The organism is Candidatus Ozemobacteraceae bacterium (assembly GCA_035373905.1).
Classification (GTDB): domain Bacteria; phylum Muiribacteriota; class Ozemobacteria; order Ozemobacterales; family Ozemobacteraceae; genus MWAR01.
Genome location: DAOSOK010000001.1, coordinates 1 through 25,138, shown reverse-complemented (window position 1 = coordinate 25,138; position 25,138 = coordinate 1). Strand labels below are relative to the sequence as shown.

The window sequence follows — 25,138 nt, the reverse complement described above, 5'->3', positions numbered from 1 at the left end:
GTCATATCATCCGTTCGTGACGAAATTTCCCATTTCCCGTCTGCACGCGACCCAGGCACCGGCGATGCCGAGGAACATCGCGAAGAGGGCGTGGTATGCCCAGGGTTGCCGGAACTGCAGCCGGACCGCACGAACTCCGGCGGGGAGGGAAACGGCCAGCCCGAACCGGTCTCCCCGGGCGATCGGCGAAACGAGGCCGTCGTCGAGGAAGAGGCGCCATCCGACCCAGGGAGTCACCGGCACGAACAGCACGGCTTCAGCCGGAAGCGCGTCGCCGGCCGGAAGCACTGCCGCTGCATCCTGTTTTTGCCAGCGCAGATCGACGGGCACGAGATCGGAAGACGCGGGCGACCGGCCCGCATCGAGGTTCTCCAGGGCGGTTCGACTCATGACAACGGCTCCCGGCGCGGGACCGGCATCATACAGCCTCGCCGTCCAGCTCCCGACAGGCGCGGGTCTCACCGCGACCTCTCTCCAGCCGTAGGCCGACATATCTATCGTCGTCATTATATATCTTACACCGGACAATCTCCTCAGCGCTTCGACCTCGGCCGTTCCGGAAGCCGCATCGAGTCTCGCCGTCCACTGAACGAGCGTGTCATGGATGAACGGCGGATTGTAGACATCCATCTGGTATATCCCGAAGCGGGAAAACAGGTTCGGATACCCGACGCTGACGCTCCACCTGAGATGCTCGTCGACCTTCGCCTGCGCCAGATGTTCCTTGTCGAGATACCGGTCGACGTAGTCATTCTGAAGGCGCAGTCTGCCGGAACTCCCGTCAATTCCCTCCGTGATTCGTGTCGAAACCGGCGCAGAATCGGTGATAGGCAAAACCATCGGCAGGAAGAGGAACACGTCGACGAGCGCGACCGCGAGCAGACCGGCGGCGGCGAGCCGCAGCCTGGCCGATTCCCAGGCGAGAACGGCGGTGACGCCGGCGATCAACCAGCCAAGCCAGCCTACCCTGAACGACTGGTTCCAGTAGGTCGATGCCGCATCTTCGAGCGCCCGTCCCGACAGGTGGAAATGACCGGCGACCGCGACCGCCGCGACGAGGCCGAACCAGAGCCATGCTCCCGCAGGCGTCCGGGACATCCGGATCCGCTCGGGATCATCCAGCAGCTGCCAGCCGACGGGCCATGCGAACAACAGGGCCCAGACGAACAATTGGATGAACGTGGCAGGATGATGGATCGCCTGGTTCAGCGGGACCGAGATTTTTCCGAGCCATCCGAGACCGAACGCCATCGCCAGCCCGCCGGCCCCCATCAACACCACGGCGGCCCGCTCCCTCGTCGGGCGGCATGCCGCATAGAGGCCAAGGATCAGGGGAACGACCCCGAAGTAGCAGAAGAGGCTCCAGGCGACGTCCGACTCGACGGGAAACGAGCTGATGCGGCCGTCGGCATGAACGAATTCGTAGGGGGCGATCCCGCGCGGCATCAGGAAAAACGACAGGTGCCACGGCTCGAACCCGGTAATGGGGAACACCCGGTCGCCGGTCAGCCCATGAGGCTTCGCTTCTCCGGTCAACGAGAAGTAGCCCATCCAGCAGGGTGCCGTCACGGCCGGCAGCAGGAGCGCCATCAGCAGGAACCGGCGACGCTCCGGCAGCGGGGCAAGAAGGACTCCGGCCGCCGCGAGGACGGGCGTCATCACCCAGAGATAGGCGTAGCCTGAAAAGATCATCATCGCAAGGCAGAACAGCCACCACCCGGGTGCGCCTGACATCGCCGCGAGCAGCCCCCAGGGCACCCAGGCGGTTCCCGCCAGCGTCGGAAGCCACTCGAGCTGGACGAGGGTGCACTGGGCCGAGACGCCGACGATGCCGGCGCAGATGGCCCCGACCGCGCGCACGCCTCGAAACCAGGCCAGCAGCGCGAATCCCATTCCCAGAAAGAGGAGGTGGACGAACTGCTGGAGCTTGAACGCCGCTTCCTCGGGAAAGAGGGCGAAGAGCCAGGCGGGCGGGTACATCGCCTGCGACTGGGGATCGGCGAGAAACGGCGTGCCGCAGCCCTGGCGGGGATGCACCCAGGGAATGAACCTTTCGCGGATGGCTTCTCCGAGATACTGCAGGTTCGGAAGCCCCATCAGGTTCGAATCTCTGAAGATGACGCGCGCCTCGGGGCGCCACAGTTCACGGCCGATCAGACCGATCCAGAGGCCGATCGCCAGAACGGCGAGGAGGCAGAATGCCCATCCGGGTCGACGGCTGCCGAGCAATGCGGAGTTTTCAGTCCCCGGCTGGAGAGTCGGCATTCTATTATTTATGCTATTTTTTCGAGCGTCGGCTGCCCGCGGGCGCTTCCAGATACCGACGCATGCACCGGTTTTTGAGAGCGTTTGACGGCGCGTCCTGCACCCCGCCCTTTTTGAACGGGATGTCCAGAATCATCCGCGGCGTGCGGAGTGGCGTCAGGATCTCGATATGCCGTGAGCCGCCACGCTGTTTTGAGATCGAGAGCAGTTGTCTGTCGGCAAGTTGCTCGAGGGTCCGTTCGACAATCTGGTTCGAATATCCGGTGCGTTCGGAGAGATCCTCGGTATCGAGAGGGATTCGCCGGTCTTCATCGTCTTCCTTCTCGAAATCGATTTCGACCAGCTTTTTCAGGAGAGGCCAGGCTTCGGGCCCGATCTCGTCGTTGAGCTGTTTCGGAAGCCCGGAATACTCGAGCCATTTCGGCGACTTGATGCACATCTTCGGGCCGTCAACGACGGGTGCCGAGGCAAAACGAGCGGGCCGAAGCATATTCGACAATTCCGTCTGGCTGATACGCCAGTCACTGCCAACTTTCACACCATTCACACGTCCGCCGCGAAGCCAGCGGCGAAGCACTTCCGGGTTCACATGCAGGATCTCGGAAGCTTCTTTGAGCGTCAACAGCTTCTGCGGGTCACCCATGGCTCTCTCCTTCCAACAGACGTGGGAAGATTCTACCACAAGCCACCTCGATGCGTCGGGGTCTGGTAGGCGGTTCATCTCATTCTCACATGATCCATCGACCTCATCCCACGCACGGAGCACAATAGCGACCAGTACCGTTTAGTAGCAGTTTTATCTATTGACAATACTACCTAACGTTATCTATCATTACTCTATGAATCGACTGAACGCACGGGGTCTCGTTCTCATCTCCCTGCTCGGAGCCTGCGGAGGCCTGAGCGTCATGACCACGAACCTGTTTCACGCGCTCATCCCGCTTCCGGGCTTCGGTGGCATCGCGACAATTCCCCTGGGGGCCGCCTGCCTGCTGATTGTTCGGGAAAAGGTCCCCTACCGCTGGTCCGCCACGCTGACGAAACTCGTACAGCAAGTCGTCATCCTGTTCCTTCCCGGCGGGCCGGTCTGGGCACACCATCCTCTCTTCGTTCCATTGATGTTGCTTGACGGCGTGATCATCGACGCCGCCGCCCTCCGCAATCCGGGCGAATCATGGGCGCGGCACCCCGTTCGCAGCGTCTCGATCATTGCCGTCTCGGGAGCGATATCGGCAGCCGTCCAGGGCGGCGTCACGTATCTGGTGCTCGGCCCGGCGGCTGGACTTCTGGCACAGGGCATTCTGTTTTTCACGCTGGTCTTCGTCGGCTTTCACACGGTTCTGCGGGCGGCGGGGGCCGGGCTCGGCGTGTGGCTTCTCCGGGTGATCCCCCAGCGGGGAGTGTAACGGGCGATGACAACGAGACATGCATCCATCAATCCGTACCCGGTCTGGCTGCGACTCGCACTGACATCCACCTTCCTTCTCTGGGCCGTCTGGGCACCCGACGCCATCCGTCTGGCGGCAGGGGCATTGCTGGCTCAGGCAACCCGCCCCATCTTCCGCTGCCCCTGGCTTGGCTGGCGCCGCGAGATCGGGTTCGCCGCGTTCGGCGGCCTGCTCGTAGCGCTCATGGCTCTTCCGCACATGGATCTTGCGCGGCTCGCCCCATTCACCGCCATGGCGATCCTGCGTTTCCATCTGTCGCTCACGCCCGGCCTGTGGTTCTCCTCCACGCTCAATTCAAGGGAACTCACCTACGCCTGCCGACGTCTGCCGCCGTTCATCGCGCTCTCGCTGGAACTGGCGTTCCGGTTCCTGCCTCTGCTCGGCCGGGAGTTTTGCGACATTTACGCGCTCCAGAAAGTACGTGGCGCCTGGCGACACGGCCCGCTTTCATGGCGAATCCAGGCGCTGCTGCTGCCGTTCTTCGTCCGCCTCTTTCGACTCGGGGACCGGGCCGCCTTCGCGCTGGCCGTGCGAGGCATCGACCCACACGCCCGGAGAAGCGCTGTTCCGCCCGACATCATTCACGAACTTCTCGCCGGGCGCACCCAAGGAGAAGATCCATGTCAAAAGTGATTGATGCCGTGAAACTGGCGATTCCGCCGGGACGGCTCGACGCAAAGGTCAGAAAAGTCGCCATTTACGCGTTCATGACGATCGTGAAGGCCGATCAGATGGGCATGAGCATGACCCTTCTCGATGACCGGATCTACACGAACGGCAACCACACGCCGGTGCGGCGGATGGGCTCGGTCGAACGGCTTCCCCTCTCGGAACTGGTTTCCTGGACAGACTCTCAGGTACCGCTCGAACGGTCGATTGGCATGGCGGCCCTCAACGCCGTCGCCCTTCCCCCCGTCCGAGACTGCGTTGCGGGAAATGCCATCGAACTTGCGGCATCGTTCGCGCGTGGCAAGCGCGCCGTCGTCGTTGGTCATTTTCCTCACCTGGAAGAGATCCGCGATGTGGCATCGGCGTTCCATATCCTCGAAAAGCGGCCCCAGCCGGGCGATCTGCCCGCCGAGGCTGCGCCGCAGGTGATCCCCGACGCCGATGTCGTGGCGATGACGGGCGTCACCTGCCTGAACGACACGATCGATGACCTGCTCCGCCTCAAGAAACCTGGATCCACCTGGATCGTCCTCGGCCCGACGGTGCCGCTCAGCCCGGTGCTGTTCGAGTTCGGCGTGGACGTGGTCGGCGGCGCCTGGGCCCAAGATCCCGACACCGTTGAGGCCATGCTCGCCCACGGCGGCACGGCCCGTGTACTGTCGGGTCTCACCTCCGTTCTCATGCCCCGCGACATGCGACTGGTCGGCAACCGGCCGGTCATTCGCCCGCCGTCGTCTCTCGGCGGCTGAATCGAACAGGAGCGACACCGATGGAAAACGCGCGCCCGCCCGTACATCCCCGCCCACTGTTTCCCGACTGGAACAGAGACGACGCCGACGACTTCAAAAATGTTGCTGATACTATATTTTCTCCGTTATACCGCTGGCTGATCGTCGACATCGAGGCATCGCTGGGCCGTCCGATCCGGGGTCTTCGCGCGCTCGACATCGGCGGAGGCCCGGGTCACATGGCGGTCGAATTGCTGAAGGCCGGCGCCGAGAGCGTCGTCGAGGTGGATGTCTCGAAGCCGATGCTCGAACTGGCCGTCGAACACGTTTCCGGGCTCGGGCATGCGTTGTCCGCGAAGTTCACCGCGCTTTCGGGCGACGCCGCGGCCATCCCGCTCCCCGCAGGGAGCGTCGACCTGGTGTTCAGCCGCGGCTCGATCCAGTTCTGGCCCGACCTCCCGGCTGCGTTCGACGAGATGAAGCGCGTCCTTGCCGAGGGCGGCGCCGCGTACGTGGGCGGCGGCTACGGTCTCCGGATTCCGGCGGAGGTCCGGGAAGAGATCGTTCGCCGGCGAGCGAAGCGGGACGCGGAAGTCGGCGCCCCACGCATTCCTCCGATGGATCGCGACGCCATGGAACGGCTCGCGCGTGAGCGGGGCGGGACGGTCGAGATGTTCGGCAACCCGCCCGGCTTCTGGCTGTTCTGGAAGCCATCCCGATGAATGCGCCGCTGGAGCTGGATATCAGGCGATTCGCCTGGTCCGGCGAGGCCGAGCCCCTGTTTTCGGATCTTCGGCTCCGTCTTCCGCGCGGCCGGATCACCCGTCTACGCGGCCCCTCGGGCTGCGGCAAGAGCACGCTCCTGGCGCTCCTTGCCGGCGAGCTTCCGGCATCGACGCCCGGCTGCGTCGTCGATCTCGGCGAAACAGCCCTGCCGGCGGTCCACGGACGTTCGAGCCAGGATCCTTTTCTCCATCTGCTAACGACGACGGTTCTCGACGAACTCCTGCTCGGTCCCGAGTTCCGGGAACCGACCTGGGAGGCGGCAGTGGATCATGCTCTCGCGACGGCGAAGAGGTTTGGCCTCGAACCGATGCTGGCGAACCCGATCGACCGGCTCTCCTTCGGCCAGGCGCGGTATCTCGGCCTTGCAGGCATGTGGCAGTATCCGCCCGAGCTTCTCCTGCTCGACGAACCGCTGACCGGCCTCGATATCGCGCACCGGGAACGGGTGCTGCACGCCATGAACAGCCTCGCCGAGAGCGGCGTCACGATACTGGCGACGGAAGCCGGCATCGAGCCGGGCGAAGACGTGTTCCTGCTTCCCGCCGGCGTCTCCGCGAACCATCCCTCACCCCCCCCGTCCCTGACACCGGCGGACGATCCGCAGCCGCTGGTCCTTCGCGGCCTTCGATGGGCCGGCGGACCGGCGGCCGCTTCCCTCGACCTGGAGCTGAACCGAGGCGAGCTTGCCATCGTGACCGGACCGAACGGTAGCGGCAAGACACAGCTGCTGCGCTGCCTTGCGGGACTTGCCGAACCTTCGGCGGGCAGCGTCAACGGTTCGGCGAGCCGCGCGTTCGTGCCGCAGCACCCTGACCAGGAGTTGTTCGCGCCGGACGTCCTCGCCGAACTGACGCTCGGACGCAGCGACCGCCGGCCCGACGCCGAAGCTCTCGCAAGGTATCTGGGCCTGGAACGGCATCTCGAAACCTCGCCCCTCCTCCTGAGCTACGGCGAAAAACGGCGCGTCTCGCTCGCCGGCGCATTGGCGCGCCACCCCGCCATCCTTCTGCTCGACGAGCCGCTGGGCGGCCTCGACCAGACGAACCGGTCGAGAATCTCGGCCCTCCTGTCGGCCTGGCTTGCCGCCGGGGGGCGCATCGTCGCGGCGACACACGAACCCGGCTGGTTCGAGGCATTTCCCCATACGCGTATAGACCTGGAGAACATGAGATGACGAACGCAATCCTCGACTTCCTGCAGAAGGGCGGCCCCGTGATGATCCCTCTCACGGTGGTCGGTCTCGTGATGTGGGCCATCGGGCTGTCGCGGATCCTCTGGCTTCTGCTGTGGCGGTTCAGACCCGGCCGTTTCGCGTGCAGCGGCGCGCCTTACTGGGTCGACCGCGCGCTCGCGATGGCGAAGGAACGGCGCGGTCTGCCCGGCATCGGACTGACCGATTCGATCGAGCTCGCCCTCGCCCGCCTCGAGGACTGCCTGACGCGCCGCGTGCCGACCCTGAAATTCCTCGCCCAGACCAGCACGATGCTCGGTTTCCTCGGCACCGTCACCGGCATGGTCAACACGCTCCGCGTCATCGCCGCGCGCGGTGTCGCAATCCCCCCCGAGCTGGCGGGAGGTTTATTCGAAGCGCTATATACCACGATCTATGGCCTGATCCTGGCCCTCATCGGGATCGGCCTTGCGCAGACGATCGAAAGCCTCGCCCGCAGCCGCCTCAGGGAAATCGAACGCCGGCTGTTCGAAACGCTCGATGCCCCGGACGCTCCCGGCCAGCCCGACGGAGAGGTCCGCTGATGGCCTGGAAGCGATCGGCCCGGACCGCGGGAATGTCGTTCGACATGACACCGGCATCGGACATCATCTTCACGCTCCTGCTGTTCTTCATCCTCACCCAGCAGGCCCTGCCACTGATGCAGGTCGAACTGCCCTCCGTGGGTGAGCATCGCCGGCAGGATACCGCCGTTCCGGTTCCCATCGAGGTCACGGCGGCAGGCCGTGTCATCTGGGATGGAACCCCACTCCCGGCCGAAGGCTGGCTGCCGGACGCTGCAAGCCGCGCACGACGGCTCCCCGCTTCCGCGCCCGTCGTCCTCGAAATCGACCGCAAGGCGCCGGCCGGCATCGCCCTCGAACTGCTCGACAGTCTTCAGGCGGCCGGCATCGCCAGACTCGCCATCGCGGGTCACGCTCGGGAGACGGCCGGACATGAGGCCGTTCCATGATGGCACCGGTATCGCCCGCTCCAGCGGAAGACGTCTGCCCCGCCGCTCTTGCCCTGGCCGGCTCATCCGTCATGCAGTTCGCGGTGCTGGCGGCTCTGGGCCTCTGGTGCGGCTGGAGTCCACTACGTCTTCCTCCGTCGCGGTCTTCCGTCACCGTCCTCGCGCTCGAGCGGCTGACGCCGGTCCGAACGATGGTCAACCCGCCGGCGGTTTCTTCCAGGCCCGTCATCGCGCAGATGGATTCTGCAACTCCGCCTCCCATGCCCACGCTCCCAACTTGCCAGGCTCCAACTGCCGCCCGTGTCATCAGGAATGCCGCTGCACAGCGCCCACGTCGAGTTCCGAGAAAGCCCGTCATTCCCGTTTCTCCGATCGTATCCGTATCCGCGGCCCCATCCCGGCCGGTTCATACCGACCTTCCCAGACCGGTGGCCGGAAGATCGGATCCGGCCCCGCCGGGGGATCGGCCCGGCATCCCGTGCCTTGCCGACCGGATCGCACGAATACGAAACCTGGCAACTGCAACCTCCTCGCGAAATACAACAACGAGTATATCTAGCACTATTCATTCAGTCCCCGCGCCCCCCCAAGCACCGTCCGGGAACGAGGTAACCGCTTACCTCGCCGTGGTCAGGGAACGGCTCGAACGGGCGAAGCGTTTCCCGGAATCAGCCCGGAAACGGGGATTTGAAGGAACCGTCCTCCTCGCGTTCCGCATCGGCGCCGACGGCACCGTCTCCGAACCGGCGGTGCAGGGGGTCGTTCCGGACGCACTCCGGGATGCCGCGCTGGCACTGGTTCGCGACCGCCGATTCCCGGCCCCGCCCATCGGATGGAATACGCATGCATGCGTTGAGATACCCGTCACATATTCACTCAAGGAGACAGGGCACAGATGAAACGCTGGAGATTCCTTTGCATCGGATTGCTGCTCGTTCAACAGGGTGTGCTGGCGGAGCCGCAGACCGCCTCGGGCACGAACGCGTATCGGCTCAGCGGTCTGACGATCACGGCCGAACGCGCCGGCCTCGAACGATGGCTCCCGGCCACGCACGAAGCCGTTCCGACCGCCACCGCGCAACTCCTGTATGCTCCGACGCCGAACGACATGATCCGGGCGCATCCGTCTGTCGCGCTTGGCGGCTCGATGAAGGGCATGGCCGCCGCGCCGTCTGTCAGAGGCTTTCCGAATCACACGACCCAGGTCTTGCTCGACGGAACACCGGTCAACATGCCGTGGGCCAACTGGGCGAACCTGACGGCCTACCCGCTTCGCGGCCTGAAGAACGCCGTGCTCGTGTCCGGCGGCGACGGGCTGCTGTACGGTGCAAGCGGACTTGCCGGCGCACTGAACCTGTCGCTGCCGACCGCACGCGACCTCGAGGGGCTGCGCATGTCGCAGGAGATCGGCAACCTCGGCGTGAACCGGCGCGAGGTGACGTACGGGCGCGTCTGCGACGCGTCGGAGCACCTGTTCACCTGGTCCGGCAACGAGACGCGCGGCCACCTGGAGAACGGATTCAAAGACACCGACTCGCTCATGTATCGCGGAAGCTATTCATTACCGCAGGATTGGCGCGTCCGGACGAGTTTCCTCGAACTGCGCGGCCGGTTCGGCCTGCCGAACCTGAATGACACCTCGATGACACCGCAGATCTGGGACACTTGGAACGTCTCGCACCGTGACCTCGTCGTCGAGAAGGAAACAGCCCGCGACGGCGTTCTGACGCTCCGTGCCTTCCGGAATGCGGAATTCTCGCATATCACCGATTACACCGACACCACGTATGCAACCCAGAAAGCCGAATCGACGCAGGACATGGCCGTCACGGGCCAGGAGCTCCTCTACACCTGGGCCCCCTCGTCCGATCACCGCCTCACCGTCGGGTGGCAGGGGCGCAGGGATACGATGGACGGCGCTTCCACCAGCGGCCACAAGGAGCTGGATACGCACGGATACCTGTTGAGCGATATCTTCGAGATCGGCAGCAACCTCCGGCTGAACGGGACGATCCGGCGCGATGCCCATTCGACGGCCGATTCCGAGACATCCTGGACCGGCGGCCTCACCTGGAACCCCGCGTCGAGATGGCGCTGGAACGTCAGCCGTTCCCGCGTCGCCCGCTTCCCCGTCATGCGCGAGTTGTACATGACGTTCATGGGACGTCAGAAGAATGACGGCACCTGGACCGCGACCGTGCCCGGCCAGGGGAACCCGGCCCTGAAAGCGGAAACGGCCGATACCACCGAAGGCGGTTTCGCGTGGCAGTTCCATCGCGACTGGGAAATATCGCTCAAGCGGTATGTCTCGACCGTCGAGGATATGATCGATCGCGAGTTCAGCGCGACGTGGCCGCGCACCGCCCCGCGTTTCCTGTGGGTGAACCGCGGCGAGGTCGATCTCTCCGGCTGGGAAACCCGCGTACAGGGGAAGCTCTGCGATACATCCTCGCTCTGGCTGGGCCATACTCGCATCGAGAAGGCGGACGATACCGCCACCGGTCTGCGGCTCGACGCCCGGCCGTCGTACAAGCTCAACGCCGGCCTGACCTGGGAACGCGGCCGCACGTCGGGGCTTCTGTTCGTCGAGCGGCTCGGCGACGCGCCCTACGTCTCGACCGGAAAAGGGCAATCGATCACCACGAAACTCCCCGCCTCGACCCGGCTCGACCTCACCCTGCGCCGCCGCATCACGGACCTCATGACGGCGACGCTCACCGTCAACAACCTGACCGATGCGGATATCGAAACGGACACGCACGCGGTCGGGGTGCCGGTCGTGTATGGCATCCCCCGCCAGGCGATTCTCGGACTCGACGTGAGGTTCTAACGCCGCCCCGGCGGGCCGACAGACTATCAAGGAAGATATATATGAAGATATTCACACCGGACATATCATGGAACGAGTATGAGCGCGGTCTCTCCGACGCGTGCGCCTTTCACGGCCACCTCTGCCCCGGCATGTATAACGGGGTGAAAATGGCGTTCGGGGCGCGGCACCTGCTCGGGTATGAAACTTACCCGAGCAAGGATCTGATCGTGATCACCGAGATCGACCGATGCCTCACCGACGCGATCATCTCGGTCACCGGCTGCCGTCTGGGCCGCCGCACGTTGAAATTCCGCGACTGGGGCAGGTTCGCCGCGACGTTCTGCTCGATCGAACGAAAAAAGGGGATCCGCATTTCCCAGAAAACCGAGGCGTTCGACGAGCTCGAAGCGGAGATGAAACGGCTCGGTATCGATCGTCACGACACAGCCGCCGCTTCCCGGGTCTTCTTCGGGTATCCGTGGGAGCGCCAGTTCTCCATCTCGGTTGCCGAGGTCGACTGGGCGGAAACCGATCTTCCGGGCTTTCCCAAAGAACGCGAGCGGTGCGTGAAATGCGGCGAATCGATCATGGATGGAAGGCATGTCATGGTCGCCGGCAGGCCGCACTGCCGCCCGTGCGCACCAGCGTGAACGCGAGAAAAATCACGGAAATGCAAAACCCCGGGGCAGGCTCGGATGGAGCCGCCCCGGGGTTTTCTGAAAGCGGTCAGCCCTCGGGCTTGACGCCGTATCTGAAGGGGATGACGCGGAAGGCGCCTTCGGGGGCCTTTTCGTAATCGACCTGGCCGAGCCAGACGCTCTCGGCGTCGAGGGGTTCGAGATACCGGTTCATGACGATCGGCAGCTTGATGTCGAGGATGGCGACCAGCTTGCCGTCGAGCGTGCAGCGGGCCATCTTCAGCGCCTGGAGGGGGGCGTTGTCGGGCGAGTAGGTGATGATCGCCTCGCCGGCCGGCGTGATGAACCAGAGTTCGGAGTTCGTGTGCGGGGGAAGATCGAGGACCTTGTTCAGCAGGGGCTTCCCGTCGAACGTTTCGGCGATCAGGTGAACGCGCTTTTCCTGGTCGTTCCATTCGAGATGGTATAGATTTTCATCCTTGTCGAGACAGAGGCCCGACCACTGCCAGGGCAGTTCGCGGACGACCTTTCCCTCGGGATCGAAAACGATGATCCGCTGGCGCCCCTTGTCGCTGACGTAGACCCGTCCCGAAGGGCCGGCTTCGATGCGGGCGATCTGGGCAAATGTGCCGGGCTCGTTTCCGGGGGCGCCGAACGTCTTCCGCTTCGTGCCGTCCGTTCCGTACAGAACGACCTGCTGTTCCATGCCGTCGGCGACCCAGACGCCGGACACCGTGCCGGCCGCGTCACGGACGAGGGCGATATCCTCGAGGACCGCGTTTTTCCCGGTCTTCCGGGTGACGATCGTGGCGAGCACCTTGCCGGCGGCATCGACCCGGTACACCCGGCCGGCCACGGTATCGGCGACCCAGAACTCCGAGCCGGCGTTCCTGAACGAGAGCGGGCCCCAGGGGTGAGGCTCTTCGGCGCCGGGGTTGTTCTTGTAGTTGAGATAGGCGACCTTGCCGGGTTCGTCCCCGAAGGGCAGCGTGAGCTCGGTTTGACCGAAGGCAGGCAGAGCGACCAGTGCAGCGAATATCAGAGTGATGAACGGACGCATAGTATTTTATACTCCTGAATATAAAAAGGAATCAGACCTTGCGGAGAACGTGACTGAGAGTCATCGCGTTGGCGGCGCACAGCCGAGGCATTCTCTGCGAACTGGAGTTGTTCATGACCTGGACGTTGTTTCCGCTCTCGACGGCGATGCCGATATGGGTGTCGGGATCCATCACGCCGTCGCCGGTGGAGTCGTAGGTCTTCCAGGTGACGACGTCGCCGGCGCGATACGGCGGAACCTGCGCGTATTTCCAGCCCTTGGCCAGCAGGTCATTCATGACGCCGTGGACGTTGAGGACGATCTTGCTCATGACGCCGGCGTTTTTGAGGGCGGTGGAAACGACCTGGGCGCAGCCCAGTCTGCCGCCGTTCGTCAGCGGGTCGTACGGGAAGTTGCGCATGCCGACGAGCGCCCGGGCAGCGCTCACGATGCGGGTCTGAAGGTCGCCAGCCGGGGGAGCGGCGCCGGCGCTCGAACTCGGACTGGAGGAAGAGCCTCCGCCCGCCCGGGTTCCGTCGATGATAGGCCCGGCGTAATCGGCCGGGAAGACCACCGGCACCTGGCCGGCAGGCTGTTTCGCGGTCGAGATGTAGTTCTGGTGAACGTAGGCGGTGCCGCCGCCGTAGGAGATCTTGTACCAGGGGTCCTGCTTGCCGATGATCTTGACCTTCTCGCCGTTGGTCAGGCCGCCGATGATCGAGCCCCACGGGCCGCTGCGGACGTTCAGGCTGGAGTTGACCTCGACGGTTCCATCTTCGCCTTCGACGGCGGCCTCGGCGCCCTTCACCTGGCCCTCGAGTTTCTTGATCAGCTCTTCATACTGCTTCACGAGAGCTTCGAGACTGGCGATGGTTTGTTCCATCTGGGCCGCGGTCTTTCCGGAATCGCCCGCGCCGGTTGCGGCAGGCTGATCGGAATCGGAGATCTCGTGACCCTCCAGCGTCGACTGCGGGCTCTGCGCACACACCAGCGCAGGACCGGCCATGCTGACGATCGCGACCAACGCCAGAAGAAGCAAAACAGCGGATGAACTCTTCATAATGCCCCTCCAGTTCGAATTTCCATGCCCTATCTTTCCCGGACTTCCGCCAAGGTTACATCAAAAATCAATGCGGCTCAGCGCAGGAACACCCCGTCGGAACCGATTTTCCCCGGGCCATTGAGAACGTAGATCCCCGCCGAGTTGGCTTTCACGTCGAACACCAGGCTGCCGCCCTCGACCTTCACCGTATTTCCCGTGACGGCGTCGCGATAGAGGCCGTTGCGAATGCCGACGACCGTGATGTGCTGGTCGCTTCCGGCGGCCAGACCGACGACAGCGTAACTCTTGCCGTTGTTCCAGTCGCGCACGAAGCTCATGCCCGAGCCCCATTCGCGGATGAGGCTCATCGGGGCCTTCTGCAGGGCTGGAACGGCTCGCCGGATGGCATTGAGCCTCTGAATGTGCGTCCAGAGGGGATGCGCGCGTGTCTTCGCGACGGCGCCGGGGGCGAGATGATCGCCGAAGTAGGCGCGGCCGGTCTGGTCGAGGGTGTCGTCGTTTCCGCAGATGTCCTGGGGAAGCCCTTTCTGGAACGCGATCTCCTCGCCGTAGTAGAGGCACGGGATGCCGCGGATCGTCCAGAGCAGGTTGTAGGCGACGGCCGCCATCCAGTCGTCGCCCTTGAACCGGTATTTGAAATCGTTGTCGGGGCCGACGTCGTGGTTCTGCAGGAAGGTGACCAGCCGCGTGGCGTCGCCGTAGACCCAGTCCATCGACAGCACCTGCTCGATGCCGCCGAGCGAGCCGCGGCTGAGATTGTCGCGGAACGTTGAGAACAGCGAGAAGTCGAGCACCGAGAAGCCCGAGTCGGGGCCCGAATTCGGGTCGCGCCGGTCGTTTCCGAGGCGGGTGTACCACCAAGGCCGGATGTCGGACGGCCCGTTGTCGCCGCCGAGATCGCCCCACCCATGGCCCTTCACCAGGTTTTCGCCGAACACGAACAGGCCGGGCTTGTGCTTTTTCCAGGTGTTGACATAGCTGAGCAGATCGCCGCGCTCGACGTGTTTGACGGTGTCGAGCCGGATAGCATCGACGCCGAGGTCGAGCCAGCCGCAGATCGCCGTGTTCAGATATTCGCGCACGTTCGCTCGCTCGGTCGCCAGGTCGAGGCAATCGCCGGCCATGTGCTTCGTCTGCAGGGAAGCGGGGCTCTCCCAGTCGCCGCCCGCCATGAAGCCGTTCTGGTGATACCAGGCCGGGTCGAGCCGGTTCACGTCGGTTCCGAAAAAGCGGTTGGGATCGCATTTCTCGGTGGGAAGCACGACGCCGGTGACGGGGTCCTTCAGCGGGACTATTCCCTCGGGATCGCTGGTCTGCCTCTCTCGGAACCAGCCGGGAGCCAGCGGGTTGTCATTGTCTTCGCGCCAGGGCGAGGTATAGTTACCGAGATTCCCGACGTAGGGCCACTCGAACGAGACGCCGGCCTTGCGGAAATACTTGATCGGGAGCCGGTCGATCCAGACCTTGTTCCGGATGCCGTAGTTCGAGGAGTGGTTGATGACCACGTCCTGGATCACCTTGATGCCGCGGGCGTGGCAGGCCTTGATCAGGTCGGCGTAGGTCGCCCCCGGCGACTCGAGGCGCGGGTCGATGCGGGTCCAGTCGTAGGCGTGGTAGCCGTGGTAGTCGAGGCCGCTGCGGTTCTCGACCGGCGGGGTGATCCAGATGGCTGTGAAGCCCAGGTCTCTGATGTAATCGAGTTGCTCGATCAGCCCTTTGAAGTCGCCGCGCCAGTGGGGATCGCCCTTTTTGATGCGGTCGCGGCAGTAGAAGTCGTTCGCCGCGTCGCCGTTGTAGAAGCGGGTCGTGATGAGGAAGTAGATGGTCTCCTCGCGGAAGTCCATTCCGGTTGGCGAGGGAATGGGGGGCGCCGGCGGTTCGGGCGCGGGGGGCGTCGGAGGCTCGGGATTCGGCGCCGGCGGCTCACCCGCGGAGTCGCGAACCAGTTCATACTCTCCCGTGGACGGATCGAAGGAAAAGAGGAATGTGCCCGACTTGTCGATGCGGATCAGGATGTTCCCGGCGCCGCGAACGGCCTTTCCCTTCTGCGGCAGATCGGATTTCTCGGCATCGTCGCCCCAGTTCAACGCCCAGGCCTTGTCGGCGCAGAATTTGTATTCGACGGCCCCGGCATGCAGGAACATCTTCGCTTCCCAATGGTCGCCCTTCACCGCCATCTCCCCGCCCGCAGCGGCCGGGTCCCAGTTGTTGAAGGTCCCCGCGACGGAAAGCGTTTTCCACGTTTCGGCCCAAGACGTCGAGCAGACACCCACCAGGAGACAAACAACCAATATAATCCGTCTCATATATATGCTCCTATTTACTTCGCATTCTGCTGGCTCGTTGTATGTTCCCTGAATCTTTCACGGCATGCCCGGCGCCCTGGAGAATCGATCAGGTCGCTTCTCAGAACCCGCAGTCAGCGTCCCTTCCCGGCGGGTCGTCGGATCGAATCCATGTGTTCTTTCGCCGAAGCCTTCTGATTCTGGAAAAAGGTGCTCATTTCCTTGTCGAGCGCGGCGCCGTCCATCGAGGAATCGGCCAGCATTCTGTCGAGAAACGCCATGTTCTCGGCATGCTTTTGGGCGAAAAACGCTTTGATCTTGCTGTTCTGTTCTGCCATCCGCTGTTTCATCATCTCTCTGCGCCCCTGAGCGGCGCCGACGTTCGATGATCCCTGCGTTGCCAGGAAGGCGTCCCATTCGGCCATCATCTGCTCCCGAAAGGCGCAGTTCTTCTCATACTGTTCCGTCTTGAACGTGCGCACGGCCGCGATCTTCTCTGCTTTGGGCTTTCCGGCGAGAGCGGCCATGAACGCTTTCCCATCGTTGTTTTCCGCTTCCTGGAAGGCCTGCGACTTCTGCCGCTGCGCCGCCATGAACTCCTGCACCGCCTGGCTTCGCCCCAGGTCTCTCTCTGTCGCATACACCCAAGAATTCACCATCATCAGTGTTACCAGCATCACACCATGGAACCACGCTCTTCTCACTTCCGAACCTCCCTTGAAGATTCCGTTCAGACTTGGGGGATTTTGCCCCATGATACCACGTTCAGGAAGGTGGCCAACCCAGTCTCTCCACGAATTCGGGCCTCTCTAGGAGTATTGACATTCCTGTCACTCCCGGAATACATAGGGAGGGTACAAAGACATGCGACAATGAACGTGCCTCGAGGCATGTATTGATTGGAAAGCCAGAGGGAAATGGAGTTAGCACGTGCGTGACGATTACACGACATTCGAGCCCGGACAGCCGGTGTTTTTTCAGGGTGAGGTCAGGCAGGAGTATTACGGGCTGACCCAGGGCCGGTTCGCAAAAGTGAAACTCACCGACTCGAATCCGGATGTCCCCATGGCGGAGCGGCTCGCAAATGCAGTGCTGCTCGAGATTTTCGACGAGCCGGGACAGATCTTTGGCGAGATCGATGCCCTGCTCAAGAAGCCTCACGAGTTTTCGGTCTTCGCTCTCGAGGAGTCAGGAGCAACGCCGATTCCCACCGCCGGGGAATCTCTGCAGAACATCGTGACCGGCCAACCGGAAATCGGTATCAAGACTTGTATATCACTGGCCCGCACCCTTCGGGCGACAATCGAACGGCTCGAAAGGCTTTCCCGGATTGAGAACGACCTGCGCCGCCTCCAGTCTCTTTCGGCCCAGGCGCTCCTCGCGGTCACGAGTGAAATCGAACAAATCCGCACCGGCGCGTTTTCGACGATCGCATCCATCCTGGAGTTCGTCCGAACGCACAAGGCGTTCGACCGGGCAAAAGGCGTCGCCGCGAAAACCTGGCTTTCGAAGCCGGCCCCCTCGGTATCCAACGCAGTCATCCAGGGAGCCGACCTCTCGAACGGAGCGCGCGAGTTCAGCACCGGCACGTTCCTCTGCCGGAAAGGGCTGCCCGGCAACAGGCTATTCATTCTGACCGGCGGAGCGGTCGACGTCGTCCTCGACAATGACCACCGGATCCGGATCGACCGGCCCGGGAGCATCATCGGGGAGATCGCCGTGCTCGAGCGTCTCGACGGAAGGAATCAGGACTCGCTTCGGACAGCCAACGTCGTGTGCCTCACGCCGGTTTCCGCGATCGTGATCGAACAGGAACATATCCGCGACTTTTTCAGCTCGCATCCCGGGATGCTGTCCGGGATGATGTTCGGCCTCGTCACCCGAACGAACGAGACGCTGAAGCTCGTTTCAGGCCTCTGCAGCACGATACGCCGGTTCCTGTTCACCGAACTCGGTGCCATTCTCGAGGCGCATCACGGAATCGCGTCCAGGCTCGACACTCTCCGCAGGCAGAATCCGGCGCTGGAACGCCCGTTCCATTCCTGTGCGAATCAATCGAGAGAAATATACAATGCATTTTCCGCGGCTCTCGGCCAGATCGAGAAGCCCTGATCGTTCGATTGACCGTCCCGAGAAAATAGCTTAGAATGTTGCGTCCCGTCGGGACGTTGCGATATATCGCCAACTATACGATGGGCAGAGCACGGACAACCTGAATTCAGTGGAGGAAGACATGCGCAACCCGGGCGATGTGATCCGAGAGCGATACAAGATCATCCAGTTCATCGGCGAGGGGCGGCACGGCACGATCTACAAGGCCCATGACATGACGGCCGACCGGGACGTCTCGCTGAAGATCCTCGATGGCCCGGCCAGCGCCAATATCGACACGGTGAAACGGTTCATCAAGGAAGGCGAGGTTCTCTCCTCGCTGCGGCATCCGGCCATCGCCCGCATCTACTCGCTCGAGAAGGAGGGCAACCTTCCCTTCATCATCACCGAGTTCATCGACGGCCGTTCGATGGCCGCGATGAAGGACGAGCTGCGCCGTGACCTGCCAGCCCTGTTTCGGGCGTTTCAGCAACTGCTCGAAGGGGTCGAGGAGTGCCACAACCGCATGGTCATCCACCGCGATCTCAAGCCTTCCAATCTGCTGATCGGCAACGACGGCCAGCTCAAGATCGTCGACTTCGGCCTCGCCAAGACACGCGAAAAGCTCACCAAGCCGGGCGTCCTTCTCGGCACACCGGCCTACATGTCGCCCGAACAGTGCCAGGGGCTGGCCCTGAGCGAGGCATCAGACGTCTACGCGATCGGCATCATCTTTTGGGAATTCCTGACCGGCCAGGTGCCATTCGAGTTCGACGAGACCAACCCCGGCGACAACGTAGCCAGGCTCCTCCAGCACGTGACAGCGCCGCTGCCGGCTGAGCGGTTCGACGCCGTGCCCAAGTTCGCCCCTCTGCGGGAAACCGTGTTCGGCATGCTCGACAAGACCCCGCGCATGCGGCCGTCCATCCGCCGTATCATGGCCGACCTCAAGGCCGTCATTCCGCAGATTCTCGGCGCATGACGGACCGAGGCCATCCATGAAGGACCGCCACGCATTCCCCCTGCTCCTTCCCGTTCTTTTCATCGCTGCCTGCCTCGTCGCGACGTTGCTGTCGACAGGCTGTAACGACCAGGGAACCCCGCTTTCCGCGGGAACGGCCGGCGGCACGCCGTGGTTCTACCCGACCATCGCAAGCCTGACCGTCACCGGCAACTCGATCAAGCAGGCAGACGGAGGAATCCTGACGCTTTCCTGCTCTTGGGTCACCGCGACGCCCATCGCCGCGGCAACCGGCGTTGTCGCGCTGGCCAGCACGGTCGCCAATCCTGGGCCGACGGGCATCGTCAGCTCCGGCACGGCATCTGCAAGTTTCAGGGCGTCGGTGCGCGGCGCGGGTTTCTTCGACGAGTTCGCCTCGCCGCTCGAGATTCCCACCAGCTTGGGCGCCGCCTCGACGGAAGGGATCTGGCAGGTCCAGCTCCCCTTCCCCGTCGCAACCGTGGCCAGCGCAACGGTCGGAAAGCATCAGATGCTGCTCTGGATGATCATCGACGGGTACAAGACCAACAGTCTCGCGTTCGAGCTGGAGATCAAGTGACGGGCTGACGGGCAGTCGCTGCGACGTCGCACCCTCCTCCGGGGAATGCGGGATTCCGCATTGCATGGGCTTTTTGTTGTCTGGCATGACGTTTGCGAATCACGATAGTCAAATCATTCTGACACCCAAGGAGTCGCACCATGAACGTCTGGCATTTCACGAACGAAGGCATGGAAAGGTTCGGCGAGCAGCTGAACGAGTTCACTCGCGCCGTCCGGGGCCGCCCCCTTCCCGGCGTCGCGTGGAAAAGCCGCATGGCACGAGTGTTTCCGCAGATCTCGCTGTCGCAGACGGATGACGCGTATCTCATCGAGGCGCCGGTTCCAGGTGTCGAACCAGGCGATCTCAACGTCCAGCTGTCGGGAAACGTCCTGACCCTTTCCGGCAGACGATCTGCGCCGGAGGTCGAGGCGGCCGCCTTCCATCGGCGCGAGCGCCGCAGCGGGAAGTTCAGCCGCATGTTCGAACTGCCAGCCCTCATCGACGCGACGGCGGTCAAAGCCGAGATCCGGCACGGCGTCCTGTATCTCACCCTGCCGAAGGCCCCCGAAGCACGTCCTCGCACGATCGACGTAAAGATCGTCTGACGCTGCGGATTCTCACCTGATACGCTCAGGTATACAATATTTAGTCACATATTTCCGGAGGAGCCTCAATGTCTACTGCCCAGACCTACGAATTCAAGACCGAAGCCAGGCAACTGCTCGATCTGATGATCCACTCGGTGTATTCGCACCGCGAGATCTTCCTGCGCGAGCTCATCTCGAACGCGTCCGACGCGCTCGACAAGCTGCGTTTCGAGGCGCTCACGAAAGACGCGCTCCGCGGCCTGACCGAGGATCTGCACATCCGCATCGAGCCCGACAAGGAAAAGAACACGCTCACCATCCACGACACCGGCATCGGCATGAACCGCGACGAGCTGGTCGAGTATCTCGGCACGATCGCCCGTTCCGGCACGAAGGAGTTTCTCCGGCTGGCTCAGGAAGCCAAGGATAAGGCGCTTCCGCCCGAGCTGATCGGCCAGTTCGGCGTCGGCTTCTACTCGAGCTTCATGGTCGCCGACCGTGTCACCGTCGTCAGCCGCAAGGCGGGCGAAGAGAAGGCGTGGCGCTGGGAATCGACCGGCGACGGCACCTACAGCATCGACGAGGCTTCCCGGGACCACCAGGGCACCTCGGTCACCCTGCACCTGAAGGTCGAGAACAAGGATGACAAGGCCAGCGAGGACGACGAGCATCACGAGATCCAGGATTTCACCACCGAGTGGACGATCAGGGATATCGTGCGGAAATACTCCGACTTCGTCGCCTACCCCATCAAGATGCGCGTCGAGCGCCACAAGCGCGTCGGCGAGGGTAAGGACGCGAAGGATGAGACGACCATCGAGGACGCGACGCTCAACTCGATGAAAGCGATCTGGATGCGGCCCGAAAAAGAGATCACCGAGGACGAGCACAAGGAGTTCTACAAGCACCTCAGCCGCGACTGGAACGACCCGCTCAAGTGGATCATGTTCAAGGCCGAAGGCACGACGAACGAGTTCCGTTCGCTGCTCTACATCCCGACCAAGGCCGGCCACGACATCTACATGCCGGATGCCGAACGGGGCGTGAACCTGTACATCAAGCGCGTCTTCATCATGCACGACTGCAAGGACCTCGTGCCGGAGTATCTGCGGTTCGTGCGCGGCGTCGTCGACGCCGAGGACCTGCCCCTGAATATATCGCGCGAAATACTTCAGCACGACCGGCGCATCACCGGCATCCGCAAGACGATCACCCGCAAGGTGCTCGACGCGTTCAAGACGATGCGCACCGACCAGCGCGACAAGTTCCTCGAGTTCTGGAAGGAGTTCGGCCGCGTGGTGAAAGAAGGCCTGTTCAAGGTCCCCGAGGACCGCGACCGCCTGTTCGACGCCTGCCTCTTCCAGAGCACCTTCTCGCCGAGCGACTGGTTCACGATGGAGGAATACGTGGGCCGGATGAAGCCCGAGCAGAAAAGCATCTACTATTTGACGGGCGAGACCCGCGCGATGGCCGAGTCGTCGCCGCATCTCGAGGCGTTCCGGGCCAAGGGCTACGAAGTGCTGCTGCTCAGCGACCCCGTCGACGAGGTGTGGGTCCAATTCGTGCATGAATACAAGGGAAAGACGTTCCAGTCCGCCGCCAAGGGCGTCGCCGAACTGGGCAGCGATGAAGAACGCAAGAAGGAAGAGGAGGCCCGCAAGGAGAAGGAGACTGCCTGGAAGCCGCTCCTCGAGGCCCTGCAGGGCAAACTCTCCGAGCACGTGAAGGAAGTGCGCCTCTCGAGCCGCCTCACGACCTCACCCGCCTGCATCGTCGGCAACGAATACGACATGACGCCTCAGCTCGAAGCCCTGCTGAAGGCCACCGGCAAGGACGTTCCGCCCGTGAAGCGCATTCTCGAGCTGAACGCCACCCACCCGCTGCTCGAGAAACTGAACGGCATCTACGCCACCGACAAGAACGACAGCCGCATCGGCGACTACGCCGAGCTGCTCTACGGCCAGGCCCTGCTTGCCGAGGGCGGCAAACTCCCCGACCCCGCCGGCTTCAGCCGCCGTGTCGCCGAATTGATGGTCAAAGCCCTCTCGTAATCATTCCTCCCCATCGAAATATCCGGGGCCGTCCGCACAGGGCGGCCCCGGTTCATTTTGTCCGGGCAAGCGGATCATTGATGATGGCGGAAACATCTTGCACAATCGCACCATCTGGAGTATCTATTTATTAGTATATACGGAGGACGAACATGAAAACCGCAAAACTTTTCCAGAATGGGCAGAGCCAGGCCGTCCGGCTTCCCAAGGAGTTCCGATTCAACGGGAAAGAAGTGTTCATCAAGCGTCTCGGAAACGCCATCATCCTCCTCCCCAAGGACGACTGGTGGGCCCCGATGGAACGCAACGCCGGGAAATTCACGGAAGACTTCATGTCCGAACGGGACCAGGGCAGTCTCGAACGACGTGAGGAGCTCTTCGACTGATGCTGTATCTTCTCGATACGAATATCTTCATCTATCTCTGCAAAAGCACACACCCGGCGCTTGCCGCCCATGTCAAAGCGCACGGCCCCGGAGAAATCGGCATTTCAGCGGTCACCCTCGCCGAACTCGAGTTCGGCATCGCGAAAAGCTCGAAGCCAGATAAAAACAGGAGACACCTGCAGGAATTCCTCCTGCCGTTCGAGATCCTTCCCTTCGACTCGGCGGCAGCCATCGAATATGGAGCTATCCGCCATCATCTCGAGAAAAACGGATCTCCGATCGGGCCGATGGACACCCTCATCGCAGCTCACGCCCTCTCTGCGGGCGCATGCCTCGTCACGAACAACGAACGCGAGTTTTCCCGGGTTCCCGGCCTGAAACTCGTGAACTGGTGCAAGTCTTCGCACAGGATCGCTCCCTGAGGGATGCCATCAGGTCTCAGGGCCAGCAAAATCCCCTGCTGTCGTCAGGGCTTCGGGGCGAGGGAGCGGGCGGCCTCGAGGGCGCGCTCGACGTGTTGCTGGGCGCGGATCGGCGAGTCGTAGACCATGCGCACGATGCCGTCGCGGTCGATGACGTAGGTGACGCGACCGGGGAACAGCCACAGGGTGCTGGGCACCCCGAACGCGCGGCGCACCGCCCCGTCGGTATCGGCCAGCAAAGGGAAGGAAAGCCTGTATTGATCGGCGAATGCCCTGTGTTTTTCTGAATTGTCCGAACTGATGCCCAGCACGGCGGCGCCGACCTCGGTGAACGACGGGGTCATGTCGCGGAATCCGCAGGCTTCGATCGTGCAGACCGGCGACTCGTCTTTCGGGTAGAAGAACACCACAACCGTCTGCCTGCCCCTGAAATCCGCAAGGGAAACGGGCTTGCCGTCCTGGTCGTTCAACGTGAATTCCGGCGCCCTGTCTCCGACGTTCATCGCAACCTTCTGGAAAAGCGCATCATTGCACGGCCTTCGGGGCAACCCCGGGGCCGAGATTCGGCTTCGCGCCACCACCAGCGAGGAGGCGGCGAAGCATGTTCCGGACGAGTTCCCAGGCGGCCGGCTCGCACGGGCCGGTTGCGTGGTGAACGAGCAGGTTGTCCCGGTCGAGAACGATGACGTTCGGCGTGCCGTATGCAATCTTCAACGCCCGGCCGATCAGCGCATGCCAGTCGAGCACGACGGGAATCGGGAACCGCTGCTCCCGCCACCAGGCCTCGGCATCCTCGTGTTCGGTCGTCCAGGGGAACTGCGCGAGATTGACATCGTAAAACAGCGCGATACCGCCGGCATCGGCGAATTCTTGCTTGAGGCGCTCGGCCCATCGTTTAATATCATGACGTATATCACGGTGCCCGGTCAGGATCACGACGGGCTTCCCCCGAAGTTCCATACTGTTCCAGCGCTGTCCCTGGAGATCGACAAGGTCATACTCGACGAATTTCTGCGCCGGCACCCGTTTTTCGACCCACGCCGGCGGGAAATCCGGTGCCGGGAATGCCCCGGCCGGACAACACGCCAGGCAGGAAAGCATGCACACGACAACAACGCGATGAATGTTCATTTTCCAGGAAATCTTGGCCGATCGGACGAAAATTCGGAGTCACGGCTGAATGCAGAATACTGTGTACACCAGGAAATCCTGTTTCTGCAATCACGAAATCGGGTGATCCGGCATGTTCTGGATATATACCGGAACAAAGGGTAAAATGCCCACGTTCCAAAAGGGTGCAGTATCGTCGTTTCATGACGTTCATTGCCCCGGACCAAATAAGCGGAAGGAAAGCCTCCCATGCGAACTCTGCTCATTCTCCTGATTCAATTCAAGATAGATTATGTATTAATAGGAATTATAATTTTCATGTCTCTTTTGTTGATGATTATTTCAGCAAGAGGAGAAAAAAAAGATTCAAGGCTCAATGGAGGCACGCTATTTGTCGGAATCTTCGTTCTGTTCTTTATTTCCTGGTTTCTCTGGGTTGCGAGAGACAACCTCATCAGCAGGGAGTTTCACGAAAATATCGCAAAAGCCGGCTCAAATATTGTATTCCATGCTGGCGGGAAAAAGTTGGAACTTCAAGGGAATTCGAACTCAGCAAACAGTCTATTGAAAATCCTCAGGGAGTCACCTGATCGCTACAGCAAGAACTCACACCCCATCGAAAGGTGGGAATTGTCAGTGGATGGAATGAAGGGAACTCTCATTGTTCAGAAAGATTCCTATAATCCCACCTATTTTTGGCTCTCCATCAGAGATGAAGACCGCTACGGCAATAGAGAGTGCTCGATAAAAAGATTCGATTCCAGTGAACTCGCTCGTCTATTGAAGGCTGTAAAAGCGCCATCGATAAATGTCGATCCTTATAAGTGATGAACCGCCCACCAAAAGGGAAGTCATTCCTGTCACGTGACTTGGTATACCGAAAAATATTCATTGGTCTGACGGAATATTCTTTATTTCGGGAAAATTCAGCGTTTCCAGACAACTCTGGTGTATTGCATAAGAGGAGGTCAAGTGGGCGGTACTACTCGTCTTGTATGTTCAGTTGGGGGTGTTAACGTAGATGTTGAATTTGG

26 protein-coding genes are annotated in these 25,138 nt (G+C 62.2%); 17 read left to right on the top strand and 9 right to left on the bottom strand.

Annotation, left to right across the window (positions count from 1 at the left end):
- Positions 1 to 6: 6 nt before the first annotated feature.
- Together PLU72_00130 and PLU72_00125 are read right to left on the bottom strand one after the other, a co-directional pair.
- Positions 7 to 2,265, bottom strand: coding sequence for a hypothetical protein (locus PLU72_00130; GenBank protein ID HOT26560.1), 2,259 nt, complete (start codon positions 2,263 to 2,265; stop codon positions 7 to 9).
- Positions 2,266 to 2,278: 13 nt separating this feature from the next.
- Positions 2,279 to 2,908 (bottom strand): helix-turn-helix domain-containing protein, encoded by a 630-nt coding sequence (locus PLU72_00125; protein HOT26559.1) that lies wholly within the window; start codon positions 2,906 to 2,908, stop codon positions 2,279 to 2,281.
- A 265-nt stretch (positions 2,909 to 3,173) separates the two neighbouring features.
- Here PLU72_00125 and PLU72_00120 point away from each other — a divergent pair, with 265 nt between their 5' ends.
- Genes PLU72_00120 through PLU72_00090 form a run of 7 tightly spaced genes read left to right on the top strand, consistent with a single transcriptional unit; the run spans position 3,174 to position 8,079 of the window.
- Positions 3,174 to 3,671, top strand: a complete 498-nt coding sequence (locus PLU72_00120; protein ID HOT26558.1) for a hypothetical protein — start codon at positions 3,174 to 3,176, stop codon at positions 3,669 to 3,671.
- 6 nt (positions 3,672 to 3,677) lie between these two features.
- On the top strand, positions 3,678 to 4,346 hold the full coding sequence (locus PLU72_00115; GenBank protein HOT26557.1) for an energy-coupling factor transporter transmembrane component T: 669 nt from the start codon (positions 3,678 to 3,680) through the stop codon (positions 4,344 to 4,346).
- Positions 4,334 to 5,131 (top strand): DUF364 domain-containing protein, encoded by a 798-nt coding sequence (locus tag PLU72_00110; protein ID HOT26556.1) that lies wholly within the window; start codon positions 4,334 to 4,336, stop codon positions 5,129 to 5,131. The genes PLU72_00115 and PLU72_00110 overlap by 13 nt, the downstream gene beginning before the upstream one ends.
- A gap of 20 nt (positions 5,132 to 5,151) precedes the next feature.
- Positions 5,152 to 5,832, top strand: a complete 681-nt coding sequence (locus PLU72_00105; protein ID HOT26555.1) for a methyltransferase domain-containing protein — start codon at positions 5,152 to 5,154, stop codon at positions 5,830 to 5,832.
- On the top strand, positions 5,829 to 7,070 hold the full coding sequence (locus PLU72_00100; GenBank protein HOT26554.1) for an ATP-binding cassette domain-containing protein: 1,242 nt from the start codon (positions 5,829 to 5,831) through the stop codon (positions 7,068 to 7,070). Before PLU72_00105 ends, PLU72_00100 begins: the two co-directional genes overlap by 4 nt.
- Complete coding sequence (locus PLU72_00095) at positions 7,067 to 7,651, top strand: MotA/TolQ/ExbB proton channel family protein (GenBank protein HOT26553.1); 585 nt, start codon at positions 7,067 to 7,069, stop codon at positions 7,649 to 7,651. The genes PLU72_00100 and PLU72_00095 overlap by 4 nt, the downstream gene beginning before the upstream one ends.
- Complete coding sequence (locus tag PLU72_00090; GenBank protein ID HOT26552.1) at positions 7,651 to 8,079, top strand: biopolymer transporter ExbD; 429 nt, start codon at positions 7,651 to 7,653, stop codon at positions 8,077 to 8,079. Before PLU72_00095 ends, PLU72_00090 begins: the two co-directional genes overlap by 1 nt.
- Positions 8,080 to 8,747: 668 nt before the next feature.
- Here PLU72_00090 and PLU72_00085 read toward each other — a convergent pair.
- Positions 8,748 to 8,924: a hypothetical protein gene (locus PLU72_00085; GenBank protein ID HOT26551.1), complete on the bottom strand. Its 177-nt coding sequence runs from the start codon at positions 8,922 to 8,924 to the stop codon at positions 8,748 to 8,750.
- A gap of 50 nt (positions 8,925 to 8,974) precedes the next feature.
- Between PLU72_00085 and PLU72_00080 the strand changes: the two genes are divergently transcribed.
- Complete coding sequence (locus PLU72_00080) at positions 8,975 to 10,909, top strand: TonB-dependent receptor (GenBank protein ID HOT26550.1); 1,935 nt, start codon at positions 8,975 to 8,977, stop codon at positions 10,907 to 10,909.
- Positions 10,910 to 10,950: 41 nt separating this feature from the next.
- Positions 10,951 to 11,541, top strand: a complete 591-nt coding sequence (locus PLU72_00075) for an FmdE family protein (GenBank protein HOT26549.1) — start codon at positions 10,951 to 10,953, stop codon at positions 11,539 to 11,541.
- 76 nt (positions 11,542 to 11,617) lie between these two features.
- Here PLU72_00075 and PLU72_00070 read toward each other — a convergent pair whose 3' ends face one another.
- The 4 genes from PLU72_00070 to PLU72_00055 all read right to left on the bottom strand — a co-directional run bounded on the left by PLU72_00070 (position 11,618) and on the right by PLU72_00055 (position 16,578).
- Positions 11,618 to 12,589, bottom strand: a complete 972-nt coding sequence (locus PLU72_00070) for a hypothetical protein (protein HOT26548.1) — start codon at positions 12,587 to 12,589, stop codon at positions 11,618 to 11,620.
- A gap of 31 nt (positions 12,590 to 12,620) precedes the next feature.
- Complete coding sequence (locus PLU72_00065; protein HOT26547.1) at positions 12,621 to 13,628, bottom strand: SH3 domain-containing protein; 1,008 nt, start codon at positions 13,626 to 13,628, stop codon at positions 12,621 to 12,623.
- A 77-nt stretch (positions 13,629 to 13,705) separates the two neighbouring features.
- Entirely contained in the window at positions 13,706 to 15,937 is a 2,232-nt protein-coding gene (locus PLU72_00060) for an alpha-amylase family glycosyl hydrolase (protein HOT26546.1), read from the bottom strand.
- 113 nt (positions 15,938 to 16,050) lie between these two features.
- Entirely contained in the window at positions 16,051 to 16,578 is a 528-nt protein-coding gene (locus PLU72_00055; GenBank protein HOT26545.1) for a hypothetical protein, read from the bottom strand.
- A 268-nt stretch (positions 16,579 to 16,846) separates the two neighbouring features.
- Here PLU72_00055 and PLU72_00050 point away from each other — a divergent pair, with 268 nt between their 5' ends.
- The 7 genes from PLU72_00050 to PLU72_00020 all read left to right on the top strand — a co-directional run bounded on the left by PLU72_00050 (position 16,847) and on the right by PLU72_00020 (position 22,994).
- Entirely contained in the window at positions 16,847 to 18,028 is a 1,182-nt protein-coding gene (locus PLU72_00050; GenBank protein ID HOT26544.1) for a cyclic nucleotide-binding domain-containing protein, read from the top strand.
- 121 nt (positions 18,029 to 18,149) lie between these two features.
- Positions 18,150 to 18,989, top strand: a complete 840-nt coding sequence (locus tag PLU72_00045) for a serine/threonine-protein kinase (GenBank protein ID HOT26543.1) — start codon at positions 18,150 to 18,152, stop codon at positions 18,987 to 18,989.
- A 16-nt stretch (positions 18,990 to 19,005) separates the two neighbouring features.
- Positions 19,006 to 19,566: a hypothetical protein gene (locus PLU72_00040; protein HOT26542.1), complete on the top strand. Its 561-nt coding sequence runs from the start codon at positions 19,006 to 19,008 to the stop codon at positions 19,564 to 19,566.
- 140 nt (positions 19,567 to 19,706) lie between these two features.
- Positions 19,707 to 20,153, top strand: coding sequence for an Hsp20/alpha crystallin family protein (locus PLU72_00035; GenBank protein ID HOT26541.1), 447 nt, complete (start codon positions 19,707 to 19,709; stop codon positions 20,151 to 20,153).
- A 68-nt stretch (positions 20,154 to 20,221) separates the two neighbouring features.
- On the top strand, positions 20,222 to 22,186 hold the full coding sequence (htpG, locus tag PLU72_00030) for a molecular chaperone HtpG (protein ID HOT26540.1): 1,965 nt from the start codon (positions 20,222 to 20,224) through the stop codon (positions 22,184 to 22,186).
- Positions 22,187 to 22,338: 152 nt separating this feature from the next.
- Positions 22,339 to 22,572 carry a type II toxin-antitoxin system VapB family antitoxin gene (vapB, locus tag PLU72_00025; GenBank protein HOT26539.1) on the top strand — a complete coding sequence of 78 codons (234 nt, stop codon included), beginning with the start codon at positions 22,339 to 22,341 and terminating at the stop codon, positions 22,570 to 22,572.
- Positions 22,572 to 22,994 (top strand): type II toxin-antitoxin system VapC family toxin, encoded by a 423-nt coding sequence (locus PLU72_00020; GenBank protein HOT26538.1) that lies wholly within the window; start codon positions 22,572 to 22,574, stop codon positions 22,992 to 22,994. The genes vapB and PLU72_00020 overlap by 1 nt, the downstream gene beginning before the upstream one ends.
- Positions 22,995 to 23,038: 44 nt before the next feature.
- Here PLU72_00020 and PLU72_00015 read toward each other — a convergent pair whose 3' ends face one another.
- Together PLU72_00015 and PLU72_00010 are read right to left on the bottom strand one after the other, a co-directional pair.
- Positions 23,039 to 23,497, bottom strand: coding sequence for a peroxiredoxin (locus PLU72_00015; GenBank protein HOT26537.1), 459 nt, complete (start codon positions 23,495 to 23,497; stop codon positions 23,039 to 23,041).
- Between the two features lie 22 nt (positions 23,498 to 23,519).
- Positions 23,520 to 24,125, bottom strand: coding sequence for a hypothetical protein (locus PLU72_00010; protein HOT26536.1), 606 nt, complete (start codon positions 24,123 to 24,125; stop codon positions 23,520 to 23,522).
- Between the two features lie 228 nt (positions 24,126 to 24,353).
- Here PLU72_00010 and PLU72_00005 point away from each other — a divergent pair, with 228 nt between their 5' ends.
- The gene (locus PLU72_00005) at positions 24,354 to 24,932 is read left to right on the top strand and encodes a hypothetical protein (GenBank protein HOT26535.1); all 579 of its coding nucleotides are present in this window, start codon (positions 24,354 to 24,356) and stop codon (positions 24,930 to 24,932) included.
- Positions 24,933 to 25,138 lie beyond the last annotated feature (206 nt).